12 protein-coding genes are annotated in these 12,908 nt (G+C 38.0%); all 12 read right to left on the reverse strand.

Features of this window, described 5'->3' with window-relative positions; genetic code table 11:
• Nucleotides 1–139: 139 nt before the first annotated feature.
• The gene (gene dnaB / locus MUW73_RS04040) at nucleotides 140–1,627 is read right to left on the reverse strand and encodes a replicative DNA helicase (RefSeq protein WP_243018446.1); all 1,488 of its coding nucleotides are present in this window, start codon (nucleotides 1,625–1,627) and stop codon (nucleotides 140–142) included.
• A gap of 35 nt (nucleotides 1,628–1,662) precedes the next feature.
• The gene (locus tag MUW73_RS04045) at nucleotides 1,663–2,082 is read right to left on the reverse strand and encodes a SufE family protein (protein ID WP_243018447.1); all 420 of its coding nucleotides are present in this window, start codon (nucleotides 2,080–2,082) and stop codon (nucleotides 1,663–1,665) included.
• Between the two features lie 25 nt (nucleotides 2,083–2,107).
• On the reverse strand, nucleotides 2,108–3,337 hold the full coding sequence (locus tag MUW73_RS04050) for an aminotransferase class V-fold PLP-dependent enzyme (protein ID WP_243018448.1): 1,230 nt from the start codon (nucleotides 3,335–3,337) through the stop codon (nucleotides 2,108–2,110).
• Nucleotides 3,338–3,372: 35 nt separating this feature from the next.
• Nucleotides 3,373–4,662 (reverse strand): SufB/SufD family protein, encoded by a 1,290-nt coding sequence (locus MUW73_RS04055; protein ID WP_243018450.1) that lies wholly within the window; start codon nucleotides 4,660–4,662, stop codon nucleotides 3,373–3,375.
• Nucleotides 4,659–5,420 (reverse strand): Fe-S cluster assembly ATPase SufC, encoded by a 762-nt coding sequence (gene sufC / locus MUW73_RS04060; RefSeq protein WP_243018452.1) that lies wholly within the window; start codon nucleotides 5,418–5,420, stop codon nucleotides 4,659–4,661. Before sufC ends, MUW73_RS04055 begins: the two co-directional genes overlap by 4 nt.
• 34 nt (nucleotides 5,421–5,454) lie before the next feature.
• Complete coding sequence (gene frr / locus MUW73_RS04065; RefSeq protein ID WP_306668682.1) at nucleotides 5,455–6,036, reverse strand: ribosome recycling factor; 582 nt, start codon at nucleotides 6,034–6,036, stop codon at nucleotides 5,455–5,457.
• Between the two features lie 39 nt (nucleotides 6,037–6,075).
• Entirely contained in the window at nucleotides 6,076–6,819 is a 744-nt protein-coding gene (locus MUW73_RS04070; protein WP_243018454.1) for a LolA family protein, read from the reverse strand.
• A gap of 126 nt (nucleotides 6,820–6,945) precedes the next feature.
• Nucleotides 6,946–9,384 carry an FtsK/SpoIIIE family DNA translocase gene (locus MUW73_RS04075; RefSeq protein WP_243018455.1) on the reverse strand — a complete coding sequence of 813 codons (2,439 nt, stop codon included), beginning with the start codon at nucleotides 9,382–9,384 and terminating at the stop codon, nucleotides 6,946–6,948.
• A 566-nt stretch (nucleotides 9,385–9,950) separates the two neighbouring features.
• Complete coding sequence (locus MUW73_RS04080) at nucleotides 9,951–10,415, reverse strand: Hsp20/alpha crystallin family protein (RefSeq protein WP_243018456.1); 465 nt, start codon at nucleotides 10,413–10,415, stop codon at nucleotides 9,951–9,953.
• 323 nt (nucleotides 10,416–10,738) lie between these two features.
• Nucleotides 10,739–11,779, reverse strand: a complete 1,041-nt coding sequence (locus MUW73_RS04085; protein WP_243018458.1) for a PDDEXK nuclease domain-containing protein — start codon at nucleotides 11,777–11,779, stop codon at nucleotides 10,739–10,741.
• Between the two features lie 16 nt (nucleotides 11,780–11,795).
• The gene (locus MUW73_RS04705) at nucleotides 11,796–11,900 is read right to left on the reverse strand and encodes a WYL domain-containing protein (RefSeq protein ID WP_445083566.1); all 105 of its coding nucleotides are present in this window, start codon (nucleotides 11,898–11,900) and stop codon (nucleotides 11,796–11,798) included.
• Between the two features lie 5 nt (nucleotides 11,901–11,905).
• A complete protein-coding gene (locus MUW73_RS04090) occupies nucleotides 11,906–12,373 on the reverse strand; it encodes an AAA family ATPase (protein WP_243018460.1) in 468 nt (155 codons plus the stop codon).
• Between the last annotated feature and the right edge of the window lie 535 nt (nucleotides 12,374–12,908).

The raw sequence follows: 12,908 nt of genomic DNA on the forward strand, positions 1-12,908 counted from the left end.
ATAAGCCATAGTGGTGAACAAAAACCCAGAAAGTGGCTCTTACAGTTGAAATAAAAAAAACAGGTTTGTTTGAGGCCGGCACATCCGGCTACTTCTGTTTTTTCAGTGATAAGGGTTAGTTTCCGTACCTTTTTACTGCTTAAAACAGCTCCAATGAATGATCTAAGCTATTAGCTTTGCTAGAATGGATCACAAACTGTTCCGGTTGCCCAGTAGCGGCAGGAATATGGCCATCCATAAATTTCATATAGCGTCCCATAAATTGCAAATGAACTTGATCTAATGCACCATTTCGATGCTTAGCTACAATAACCTCTGCTAGCCCCTGTGTGGGATTACCTGATTCATCTTCTGTTAAGCCATAATATTCTGGTCTATATAGAAATAAAACTAGATCTGCATCTTGTTCAATAGAACCAGATTCCCGTAAATCAGATAACTGGGGCCGTTTGCTGCCGCCACGTGTTTCTACCGCTCTGCTTAACTGAGAGAGTGCCACTACCGCAATGTCCAACTCTTTGGCAATGCTTTTAAGGGCACGTGAAATGGATGCAATCTCTTGTTCACGATTACTTCCTCCTCTATTAGCATCGCCTGACATCAGTTGCAAGTAGTCAATAACCACCAGTTGAATATCATGTTTGGCTTTTAATCTTCTGCATTTGGTTCGTAATTCAAAGACAGAGAGTGCTGGGGTATCGTCTACATAAATCGGAGCATTCGAGAGGGCAGCCGTCTTATGAAGCAGTTGTTCCCACTCATGGTCCATCAATTTACCTTGCTTGATTTTTTCACCTGCTAGTTCTGCTTCAGCTGAAATCAGCCGATTGACTAACTGCAACGCACCCATTTCTAAGGAAAAAATCGCTACTGGGGTCTTATAATCTATGGCTGCATTGCGTAAAGCAGAGAGTACAAAAGCGGTTTTTCCCATACCAGGCCTGGCAGCAATAATAATCAAATCAAATTTTTGCCAACCAGAGGTAATCCGGTCTAAAGCAGTAAAACCACTAGGAATACCAGTAAGGCCATTGGCACGTGTACGACGGTTCGATAAACTATCAAAAGCCTCTACCAATAGAGAACGCATTTCTAGATAACTCTTGCGAATGTTTCCATCTGAAACTTCAAATAGTGCCTGTTCGGTACGATCTAAGGTATTGAAAACGTCCATAGTAGGATCATAGGCATGTTTTTGAACCATAGTGGAGATCTCTATTAACTTTCTGCGCATGGCATATTCTAGAATCGCTCTGGCATGAAATTCAATATTGGCCGAAGAACTGATACGAGTCGTTAGATAACTGACATAATAGCTGCCGCCTACTGCAGCTAATTTGCCATCTTTACGTAACTGATTAACTACCGTTAGCATATCTATCGGTTCTGAGTCATTAAACAAGCGTACAATGGCCCGATAGATTTCTTGATGGGCTTCTTTATAGAAACTTTCAGGTTTTAAGAGATCAATAACACTGACCAGCGCTTCTTTTTCTAACATCAATGCGCCCAAAACACCTTCTTCTAGATCTAAGGCATGTGGGGGATATTTTGCATTTACCGCAAGCGTGTCAGAGCTAGCTAGATTGGATGGCTCTACGCCTAACTTTTTAGTATAGTTTTTCATGCGATAGGATACTTAAACTAGGCTAAAATCAGCCATTATTTGCTTACACTAAGTCTAGATAGTGCCCTTATCTTAAGGGCTTTAACCATATGTGCCAATCCACTAGCGCGCTGAAAGCCAATTAACGAACTAATCCCAATGGCTTCTATGAAATAGAGCTTGGCTTCTACAATAGCTTGCAAGGATTGGCCAGAACATATTTTTAATAACAGGCTAATTAATCCTTTTGTAATGGCCGTATTGCTGTCGGCTTGAAAAAAGAGCCGTTCTTCTATACAAGTATCGGCCAGCCATACTTTAGACATACAGCCTTGAACCAAGTAGGCATCCGTTTTATATAAAGGATCTATGGGGGCTAATGTATTGCCTAAATCAATGAAATAGTCGAGCATGGCGACTCGATCACCAGACAAGGTAGCGCAGGCATCGATAATCTCATTTTGGTGTTGTTCCATAGTTTTATAAGCTAATTTTACCATACTAACGCTTTCCTTTATCAATAATCTCTTGCAATGCCTCTAAAAATAGATCTATTTCTTCAATGGTATTATAAACTGCAAAAGAAATACGTACTACTCCTTCTATACCCAATCTGTTCATCAGGGGCTGGGTACAACAATGGCCTGTGCGGAGGGCAATACCTTTGGCGTCTAATAATAGCCCCACATCTAAATGATGCATATGGGTTAAGTTAAAGGCAATAATGGGTACCTTGTGGGCAGCGGTACCCACTAATTGTACTTCTGGTATGCGGGCTAAGCCCGCTAATGCATAGAGGAGCAAGTGTTCTTCATGAGCAGCTAGCTTGGCATAACCTACACTTAAGATAAATTTGAGTGCTTCTGCAAAAGAGATAATAGCAGCCAATGGAGGGGTCCCTGCCTCAAACTTATAAGGTGGATCCTGATAGAGAACCTCTGTTAAGCTAACTTGTTGAACCATTCCACCACCGGTTTGATAAGGAGGCATCGCTTCTAGCCACTTTTTTTTACCATATAAAATACCTACCCCCGTTAAACCATACATTTTATGGGCAGAAAAGACAAAAAAGTCACAATCTAAATCGGTAACGCTAATAGGCAAATGGGCTACTGCCTGTGCCCCATCGATCACTACAATTGCGCCTTTTGCATGTGCTTGCGCTATAATGGTTTTAATTGGGTTAATGCTTCCCAATGTATTCGATACATAAGTCAATGCAACGATCTTAGTCCGTCTGGTAAGGGGGAAATGGGCTAGATCTAATTGCCCTTTATCATCTACAGGTATGTATTTTAAAACAGCTTTTTGCTGCTTACAAAGTAGTTGCCAAGGAATAAGATTGGCATGATGCTCCATTTCAGAAATGATTACTTCATCTCCTTCCCTGACTACCATCCTGCCATAAGTAGCAGCAATTAAATTAATCCCCTCTGTAGTACCAGAAGTAAAAACGATATCTTCTACCTGGGGAGCATCTATAAATTTTTGTACGGCCAGACGCGTTGCCTCTAAGGAGGCTGTAGAACGAGCCGCTAAGGCATGAACGCCACGATGAATATTGGCATTATCTTGCTCATAGAAATGGCGGGCACGATCTATAACCGAAAGGGGCTTATGGACCGTAGCAGCATTGTCAAAATAGACCAGAGGCTTATTATAAACTTGCTGATTGAGAATAGGAAAAAGAGACCTAACCTGGCCTATATCTAAAGGACGCTGAGAAAACATTAGTAGCAGTTGACTAGGTTAATAGACCGAAGATACTACAATTTTACAAGCTTTGCTATGAGCTGATCGCGTAAATAATCTTGTAAAGATGGTAAAGAAAGGGAATGAATTATTTCGCTACCGAAAGCTTCCAATAATAATCTTTTGGCTAAGGGAGCGGCTATGCCACGTGTTTGCAAGTAGAATAATTGGGTTTCATCCAGCTGTCCCGCGGTTGCACCATGGGAACATTTGACATCATCTGCATAAATTTCCAATTGTGGTTTGGTGTAATGGTACGCCTCATCAGATAGCAGCAGGACATTGTTAGTTTGATAGCCATTAGTTTGTTGTGCATCCGGTGTAAGGTAAATTTTACCACTAAAGCTGCTGGTTGAGGCACCACCCAAAATGGATTTGTAATGTTGTTTACTAAGGCTATGGGGCGCACTGTGGATCACTTGGATCTGGTGGGCTATTTGCTCCTTTGCACCAAGGGTAGATAGACCATATAGGCCTGTATGGGCATGCAGGCCCTTTATTTGAACGTTAAGATGGATACGCAACCTAGTAGCTCCAAAAGCAAAGCTATGATGGGTAAAGTGGCTATGCGCCTTTTGATGACAATGGAGATTATTGACTTGATGGGCTAATAGACTGCTTTGGCATGGCTGGTCGGGATAGAGCGTATGGTAAGCCAGATGGGCTCTTTCTTCTAAAAAAACATAGGTAAAATGGTTTACAAAAGGCTGCAGGCTGCCGGCTACGTTATGCCAATTTTCTATTAGGGTTACTTGGCTGCCTTGGCCTATTTTCAGGATCAGTTGGGGTACTATATGAGGGGCCGTATGGGTTACAATATGTTGTAAGATAATGGTTACTTGAGTAGCTGTTGCTAGCTCTAGCAGGTAGATTTCTTGAGCTAACATCGTGTTCAACAGTAGAAAAAGATCATTTGTTGAGTCGATATCAGCTACACAGCTACTCCATATGGCTTGCTGTTTGAGCGGTGGCAGATCTGCTAGTCGTTGCAGCTGAATACCTGGATGCAGATGGTCAGAGGAAGCATAGATACCATCTATAAAAGTTAAAGTCGTTGCCTGAGTAGCCTCACCATAACTACTAACAGCTATCGGTAGCAAAGGATGACTAGGTATAGGAACATCGTAAGGCTGATCGGTGCATAAGGCAAGCATTTCCCGAAGGTTTCTATAATTTTCTTTTTGGCTAGCTATAAAAGTGGGATCATCAAGCTTTTTAAATGCAATTAGCCGTTCTGTATAGAAAGGATCAGTGGCAGAAAAAGTTTTAAAGGCTTTTTGCAACCAATTTCTAAATGCGATCATAGGTGATTAGATGAGGTGGTTTGTGTAATCCAGCCATACCCTTCTTTTTCTAACCGTTTGGCAAGCATAGCCCCACCAGATTGGATAATTTTCCCCTCATAAAAGATATGTACCACATCTGGCACCACATGATCCAATAGCCTTTGGTAATGGGTAATGACTATTATCGCATTAGTAGGAGAGCGCAATTGATTGATAGCTTGTGCGACAATGGTTAACGCATCAATATCCAAACCAGAATCAGTCTCATCTAAAATAGCCAAAGAAGGATCAAGTAAAGCCATTTGTAACATTTCATTTCTTTTTTTTTCCCCTCCGGAAAAGCCTTCATTGAGGGAACGCTGTACCAAGGATTGATCCATATGAAGCAGCTTGCGCTTCTCTTTTAAAATTTCCAGAAATGAAACAGCATCTAAAGGAGATAGGCCTTTTTGTTTTCTTATTTGATTGATTGCTGTTTTTAAAAAATTAGTAGTGGTTACACCTGGAATTTCCACAGGATATTGAAAAGCTAAAAAAAGACCAAGTGCCGCTCTTGCTTCTGGGGCCAATGGCAATAGATCCTGGCCATGTAGTAAGATATTTCCTTTTGTAACTTCATAACCCGGTTTACCAGCTAAAACCGATGCTAAGCTACTTTTACCTGCACCATTGGGACCCATAATAGCATGCACCTGACCTGCATTAACTTCGAGGTTTACACCGCTTAGTACTTCTTTATCGCCTATAGTTACATGTAAATCTGCTATTGTGAGCATGTGCTTTTATTTTGGTTAAAGTAAATAGATGCCTTTATACAGCCATCACATCTGCCTCCTTTAGGGTCAGGAGATGGTTGATTTTATCAATATAGCCATCTGTGAGATCTTGTAACTTTTTCTCTGCCCTTTTTATGGCATCTTCTGGTAGGCCATCTTTTTGCGTAGCTTTTAGTATTTCTTTGTAGTCACGTCGGAGATTGCGAATCACTACCCTACTTTTTTCCGCCTCATTTTTAATGAGTTTTACTAAGCTCTTACGTCTTTCCTCGGAAGGAGGAGGCAGGGTAACTAGAATCATACGCCCGTCGTTTCTAGTAGAAAATCCAAGCTGACTTTCTGCAATCGCTTTTTCTATATGAGGAATCGTAGCTTGCTCCCATGGTTGAATGGTCAAAGTACGTGCATCAGCTGTGCTAATCGAAGCCACTTGATGGAGTGGTGTTGGATTGCCATAATAGGCCACTGTCAAATGGTTTAACATAGTAGGTAGTGCCCGTCCAGCATTAATTTTGGCAAAAGCATCTTGTGCATGGCCATAAGCTTTATCCATGCTGCGCTCAGCTTCATCTAAATGTTGTTGAATAAGTTCCATAAATGGTAAATTATATAGCATTAAACTTTTTTCGAAACCTCTATGCTGTTGGCAATAGAATCATTCATTATCTGAATCATTCTCTTCATCTAGATCACCTGCTTCTTTACCTTCTGCTTCACTTTCTCGTAGATCTATTATTTCTAACTCTCCATGTGCAGCTACATCAAACGTAAAATAGGTGTCTGGCAAAGGCAGGTTAACTACAAAGTTAGAAACTTTACAAATATACCTTGTTTCTTCGTTTTGTACTACTTCCCATCCATGAATTTGTGATGTATTACGATCGATTTCAAGTGTAATACTTTTCAAACTGTTATCCTCATCAACAGGGGTTAACTGGACTATATCTCGTATAATAGCTTTTTTTTTATTTATCAGGCGTTCTCCAATATAAACAGCACTATACCCACGTTGATAGAGATTATATAGTTCCGCAAAATTCACATCAGAATCTGTTTTAGCATATTCGCTAATGGTAACCTCTTTTAGTTCTTTATCATATACCCACACGGTTTCCCCATCTGTTATAGTCTCTTTTTGACCATAAGATAATCTATATTGCTGCCCTCGAGCAGTGATGCGCATAGTATCATGCCGTATGATATCCTCTTCTGGATATTGAATAGTTAGCTTATAGGTAGCACGAAAGTTCTCTAGTCCTTGGTAATAGGCAGAAGTTTTATCAAGCACTTCAAGTGCTTTTTCATCTACTGCTGCAAAAATAGGAGGCACTGAAACAAAGAACCATAATAGCGACCTGAATAAGACTATTAGACAGTAAGAAAGATTAGGAATTAGCATAAATAACAATTCATACAACACATTACCCAATTATAAGGAAAAAGGACCTATACTAAAGCATTTAAAAGATATATTATACCATTTCTGCCCGCTTGTGCACTATTCAAATTTGTTAAAGGCAGGATTTTAGTCTTTATGTGGCAATCTAGATAAAATTTCATTTAAACTAGCTTCATCTGTTACCAAAACTTCCCTAGCTTTACTGCCTTCAAAAGGACCTACGATACCTGCTGCTTCCAGTTGGTCGATCAGTCTTCCAGATCGGTTGTAGCCCAGTTTCAACTTTCGTTGAATCAAAGAAGTGCTGCCTTGTTGGTGTAATACAATTAGCCTGGCTGCTTCTTCAAACAAAGGGTCTGTTGCTTGCAAGTCTACCGCCATCATATCCTCTTTGTCTTCTTCATCATAAGTAGGTAACATATAAGCAGAAGGATAGCCTGACTGTGCACCAATATAGCTACAAACACGTTCTACTTCTGCTGTATCTAGAAAAGGTGCTTGTAAGCGAATGATATCAGAATTCATTGAAAGTAGCATATCACCATTGCCTACTAATTGTTCCGCACCACTGGCATCTAAAATGGTTCTAGAGTCAATACGTGAACTTACTTTATAAGAGATCCTTACTGGAAAGTTAGCCTTAATAATACCTGTAATAACATTTACAGAGGGTCTTTGTGTAGCTAAGACAAGATGGATACCGATGGCGCGTGCCAACTGAGCCAGTCGTGCAATAGGTACTTCTATTTCTTTTCCTGCAGTCATCATCATATCGGCAAATTCATCTATAACCAATACAATGTAGGGTAAAAACCGGTGTCCTTCTTGAGGATTCAAAATTCTTTTTATAAACTTTTCATTGTATTCCTTAATATTACGCGTGCCTGCTTCTTTGAGTAGCTCATAGCGGTGGTCCATTTCAATGCATAAAGAATTGAGGGTATGGATTACTTTTTTGGTTTCTGTAATAATAGGTTCTTCACTGATCGGCAATTTGGCTAGAAAGTGGCGCTCTAAGCGATTATATAAAGAAAGCTCTACTTTTTTAGGATCTACCAATACTAGTTTGAGTTGGGAAGGATGCTTTTTATAAATCAAAGAGGTTAGTAACACATTGAGCCCCACAGATTTTCCTTGCCCGGTAGCACCTGCAATCAAGAGATGAGGCATGCGCCCTAAATCTGCAATGAACAACTCGTTTGAGATACTTTTACCTAATACAATAGGCAAATCCATTTTCCCTTTTAAAAACTTTTCAGAGGCAAGCATCTCTTGCAAGGGTACTACTTCCCTATTTTTATTGGGTACTTCAATACCAATAGTACCTTTGCCTGGTATGGGCGCAATAATCCGAATGCCTAGCGCAGCTAGGTTAAGCGCAATGTCATCTTCCAGGTTTTTTATCTTAGAAATTTTTACCCCTGCTTCGGGTACAATTTCATAGAGGGTAACGGTAGGACCAATAGTGGCTTTTATTTTAGCAATATTAATCTTAAAGTTCTGTAAGGTTTGGACAATATTGTTTTTATTGATAGCCAATTCTTCTTGTGTAACAGATAGTTGGTCTTGTTGGTACCGCTCTAATAGATCTAAAGTTGGGTATTTATAGGTAGATAGGTCTAGAGTTGGGTCGTAGTTTTCACTTCTAATATGGTTTAAAGCTATCGTGGAGGGTGGAGCAGATGGAGCTGTTTTGAACAAATTTTTAGGGCAAGGTTCAGGGGTAACTACTTCAAAGGCTATATTACTTTTATTTTGAAAATCAATTTTAGAATCCTTTGGATCACTCGTATAAGCTGCATCTGTAGTGACATGTGTGTTTGCTATAATAGCATTATTATTTTTTTTTTTACTAGATAGTAATTCATTATCTGAGTCAAATACATCAGCTGCTTGATTATTTTCTTGAGGGAGCCATGGATCATCCTTTAGCTTTTTTTTGCGTGCCAGTAGATGAATAGTCGGTAAAGAGGTTATGTTAAAACATATTACGGAAAAAATAATTAAACTAATCAAAAGCAGGATAAAAGTACCATAACCTAAGAGGCCTTTAAACAACTTGCCAAGCTCATAGCCAACACCACCCACATAATTGACTAATAAGGTAGCGGTTGGGTAGAGTGTATATAAATAGCCTAATAAAATATTAGACCATAACACGAGAAAAATGGAGACCATCACTGCTTTGAGTAAAGAAAGATTAGGCCAAATTTTTTCTGTAACCATTTTTATGCCGATTAAAAATAGGAAAGGCAAAAAGATAAAAGCAGTGATCCCCCACCATACATGTACACAATAATAGCTTACAAAAGCGCCCACAAAACCTAGCCAATTGCCAATGGCCATACTAGATGTTTTGAGTCGTAGCGTGCCAAAAGACTCAATAATATGCTGATCGTTAGCACCATAAGTAAGATGGGAAAAGAAAGCCAATGCCAAAAAAATACTAATACCTTGTAACAAGAAGCCTATCGTTATGCTTATACGTTGGTCTAATATAAATTGATTGGACGAGGCGCTTTTTTTAGGAGTATCTGGCTGAATTTTATAATTATTTTGGGCCATTGGATCAACAAAAAAAAGATAAAGAATTGGGTATTAAATTAGACTCTACAGTTTCCAGTTAAGTTTAGTGTGTCAGATACGCTACTAAGATACATAATTTGGTTATTTTTTTGAAAAACTAATTTTTTAAGATCCTCTCAAATGGGCATAGGTACTGTCGCACTCTAGAATAATCAATTTGTTACATAGATGTGTAGTATGCCGCAGCAAGACCAGACTACTGATGCTACTTTACTGGTGGTAAATACCTATAATAACAATTTTATTGCATTTGAAATAGACCATAGCCAGCCATATAGAGAGTGCAGTTTGTAGCAAGTTGTTATTATAATTATCAGGTGCTAAGGCATCTGGGGGTATTGTATTGTCTTCGAGTGAGGATAATGGATACGAGTTTAAAAGAACTCAGCGCTAAATCAATAATGGAGTATGATTGAAAAAATGAAAGCAGATGGACTTTGCTTGCGCTGTTATGTAGCCAAACAAAAACTTTTGCAAAGCAATTTTTCCTAGATTCATATATGAAATCCCAAATTGCCCCTGTATGAGCAGGGGCAATAACTGGTTTATTCACTTTCTATTTCTATCTTTTTAGTTATGGCTCGCTCTTTTTTAGGTATGGTAAGACGCAATATGCCATCTTGAAGTTTTGCGTTTATTTGCTCTACATCAGCACTATTTGGTAAAGAAATAGATCTTTGTAATGACCCTGTGTATCTCTCTTGTATATAATAGTTTGTGTCTTTTTGTTCTGTATTTGCTTCTTTTTTTGCTCTAATAGAAAGTACATGCCCATTGACTTGCACTTCTATATCTTTTAACTCAATACCAGGAAGCTCTGCTTCTATGTAATAATTAGAATTGCTTTCAGAGACATCAATTCTTGGCACTACATTATTTCTTTTTGAAGAAAAATCTGGTAGCAAAGAATAAAAGTCATTAAAAATGCGCTCTATGAGATCACCTTCTCTTCCTGGTTCTGATGGTTGATTTTTGTACCTAAAACTGGGTAAATTATTATTTAGTATCATAGTTATTATAATTTTATTGGTTATAAAACTGCTACTTCTCTAAAATAATCCTAGTTTAATTATGAATCTGTATAGCTATTCTAGCACCTATCTAAAATCAAATAGATAGGCTACACTAACGCAATTATATAAAACAATATAAAAATATGCAAAAAGTTCTTGCCAAAATTTTCTATATACAAACCAGGTATAAACACTACCTATTGACCGATACAATTATCGGGATCCATTAAGCATTCTTGGAAGCAGCTTGGAATGTAAATCTGTTGTAATAATGGGCTTTTAATATTTTTCATAAAAAATATTCAGTGCGGTATGTGAGATCAATCATCTTCTATGTGATCTAAACCTTTAGCAAGTTCTGCTTCCAATTCTTCAATGGTTGGAAGCGCTGTTTGTAATTTTTCAGGCAAATTTTTAGTAAGCCTGTATGTTGAAAGGCCTATCGGCTTATTTATATCACGTAAGGTATATTCTGCTAAAACGCCTACCTTAGATCGGCATAAAATTAACCCAATAGAAGGATTATCGTTTGAGTGGCGTAATAAGTCATCCACAGCAGAAAGATAAAAATTCATTTTTCCTACATATTCAGGCTTGAAATCTCCAGATTTCAACTCTATAACTATAAAAGAACGAAGCTTAATATGGTAAAATAATAGGTCTATATAAAAATCTTGCTCTTCAACTTGAAGATGATATTGACGCCCTAAGAAGGCAAATCCTTCACCTAACTCAAGTAGAAATTTTTCAATGTGTGCAACGAGTCCTTTTTCTAATTCTCTTTCATGAGCTTCATCCCCAAGACTTAGAAAGTCAAATAAATAAGGATTTTTTAGGGTAGCCTGGGCTAAGGCGGCGTGTGTGGGAGGTAATTGTTGATCAAAATTGGTGATGGCACCTGACTGACGTTGATACAAATTGGTTTCTATTTGTATAGATAAACTACTTCTTGACCAGCCATTTTTAATAGTATATTCTATGTAAAACTTTTGTTGGGTTTTATCGAGCCCAGAATAGATTAGGACTACAATATGGCCCCAGGGTATTTGGTCAACAGCTTGTTGACCAATTTCATTTTGATCATATACTTGAGCAAATTTCCGCATATACTTGAGGTTTTGTGGGCTAAACCCTTTCATACCTGGAAAAGCAGCTCGTAAATCTTTGGAGAGTTGACCAATAACACCAGTGCCCCATCGTTCTTGCACTTGTGCATGCAAGATACGATTTCCTATATGATGATAAAGGGACACAAGTGCTTTATTAACATGAAGAGAAGCTTTATATTTAGCAGTGGCTACACTGGTTTTTAAATCATTTAGTAGTTGATGGTAAGCTTGGTTAATAATATTTTTATTCATCTTAAGTAAAGTCCTCTTATGAGTTAATCTCCAATATTCTGTCTACTCTAAATACTCTATATTCTTTTCGTTTTAGGCAAAAGGCTTTTACACCGATGTAAGGCTTGCTTAGGTATTCCATTTCTCCTAACTGGGTACTACAGGCGGCAATTGATATAAATCACCGATACATATTATTACTTGCACGCCTCCAAATGGCTTATTTTCATTTTTACCATTCAGTCGAAGAAATTTATCGATACAATCAAGTAAATCAGCTCTAACCATTGAAATTTCATCAATGATGATCGCATCTAGCTTTTTATAAATATTCTCTTTGTGCTTATTTTCTTTAATGGTTTTGATTGCTTCAAGGGTTACATCAGGTTTTAACCCAAAAAATGAATGAAGCGTTTGACCTTTGATATTTACTGCAGCAGTACCTGTAGGGGCAAGGACGGCTATTTTCTTTTGGGTATTTTCTCTAAAATGCTTTAATAAGGTTGATTTCCCTGTACCTGTTTTACCAGTAATAAAAACATTCTTTTCGCCTGACTCCATAAGGTCAAGTGCTTTAATAAACTGCTCATTGAGTTCTATATTGGTCTGAGTCATTCAGTTAATTACTTACTAACGTCGTGGGAGATTAGAGGTAAAAGTTGAGCTTTAAATTTGAAGATCAAATTTTTCACCAAATTAATACAGTAAACAACTTCAAATTAGCGAAATTCGCGGAATCATATGCTGTATTTTCGTTTTTTTCTTGTTTAGATAAAGGCCTATAGTTTCTACCAGCAGCCTAGGTGGAGCAGCTACTTCTTGGGATAAAGCAATCTCTACCTTACGTATTAGCTTTTCTAAAGTAATTTTATCAGGTTGTAGTAGTGCATGATCTTTAGCTTTTTCTCTTCTGTTAAAGTAGATTATCCAGTCATAAAATTTATTAATAATACTTTGAATATCTTCCTTAAAAAGAGGTGTTTCATAAATGGTCTCATACGTATTGCTAATCGACTAATAATCCAAATGCAAAAACTGCTATCGAAAATTAGAAATATTATCCAAATTTTTAATATTGACATTCATTTCTTTTATTCTCAATAGCAATTGAGTGTGTTCTACATTACCTTCACAGGCTGCAAAATGCAAG

The sequence above is a fragment of the Candidatus Cardinium sp. cByotN1 genome (assembly GCF_022810525.1).
Taxonomy (GTDB): domain Bacteria; phylum Bacteroidota; class Bacteroidia; order Cytophagales; family Amoebophilaceae; genus Cardinium.

What these genes read in the sequence shown, in the direction of transcription:
- dnaB (WP_243018446.1), bottom strand. Translation starts at nt 1,627, where the DNA reads ATGAAAAACTATACTAAAAAGTTAGGCGTAGAGCCATCCAATCTAGCT.
- MUW73_RS04045 (WP_243018447.1), bottom strand. Translation starts at nt 2,082, where the DNA reads ATGGAACAACACCAAAATGAGATTATCGATGCCTGCGCTACCTTGTCT.
- MUW73_RS04050 (WP_243018448.1), bottom strand. Translation starts at nt 3,337, where the DNA reads ATGTTTTCTCAGCGTCCTTTAGATATAGGCCAGGTTAGGTCTCTTTTT.
- MUW73_RS04055 (WP_243018450.1), bottom strand. Translation starts at nt 4,662, where the DNA reads ATGATCGCATTTAGAAATTGGTTGCAAAAAGCCTTTAAAACTTTTTCT.
- sufC (WP_243018452.1), bottom strand. Translation starts at nt 5,420, where the DNA reads ATGCTCACAATAGCAGATTTACATGTAACTATAGGCGATAAAGAAGTA.
- frr (WP_306668682.1), bottom strand. Translation starts at nt 6,036, where the DNA reads ATGCTATATAATTTACCATTTATGGAACTTATTCAACAACATTTAGAT.
- MUW73_RS04070 (WP_243018454.1), bottom strand. Translation starts at nt 6,819, where the DNA reads ATGCTAATTCCTAATCTTTCTTACTGTCTAATAGTCTTATTCAGGTCG.
- MUW73_RS04075 (WP_243018455.1), bottom strand. Translation starts at nt 9,384, where the DNA reads ATGGCCCAAAATAATTATAAAATTCAGCCAGATACTCCTAAAAAAAGC.
- MUW73_RS04080 (WP_243018456.1), bottom strand. Translation starts at nt 10,415, where the DNA reads ATGATACTAAATAATAATTTACCCAGTTTTAGGTACAAAAATCAACCA.
- MUW73_RS04085 (WP_243018458.1), bottom strand. Translation starts at nt 11,779, where the DNA reads ATGAATAAAAATATTATTAACCAAGCTTACCATCAACTACTAAATGAT.
- MUW73_RS04705 (WP_445083566.1), bottom strand. Translation starts at nt 11,900, where the DNA reads ATGGAATACCTAAGCAAGCCTTACATCGGTGTAAAAGCCTTTTGCCTA.
- MUW73_RS04090 (WP_243018460.1), bottom strand. Translation starts at nt 12,373, where the DNA reads ATGACTCAGACCAATATAGAACTCAATGAGCAGTTTATTAAAGCACTT.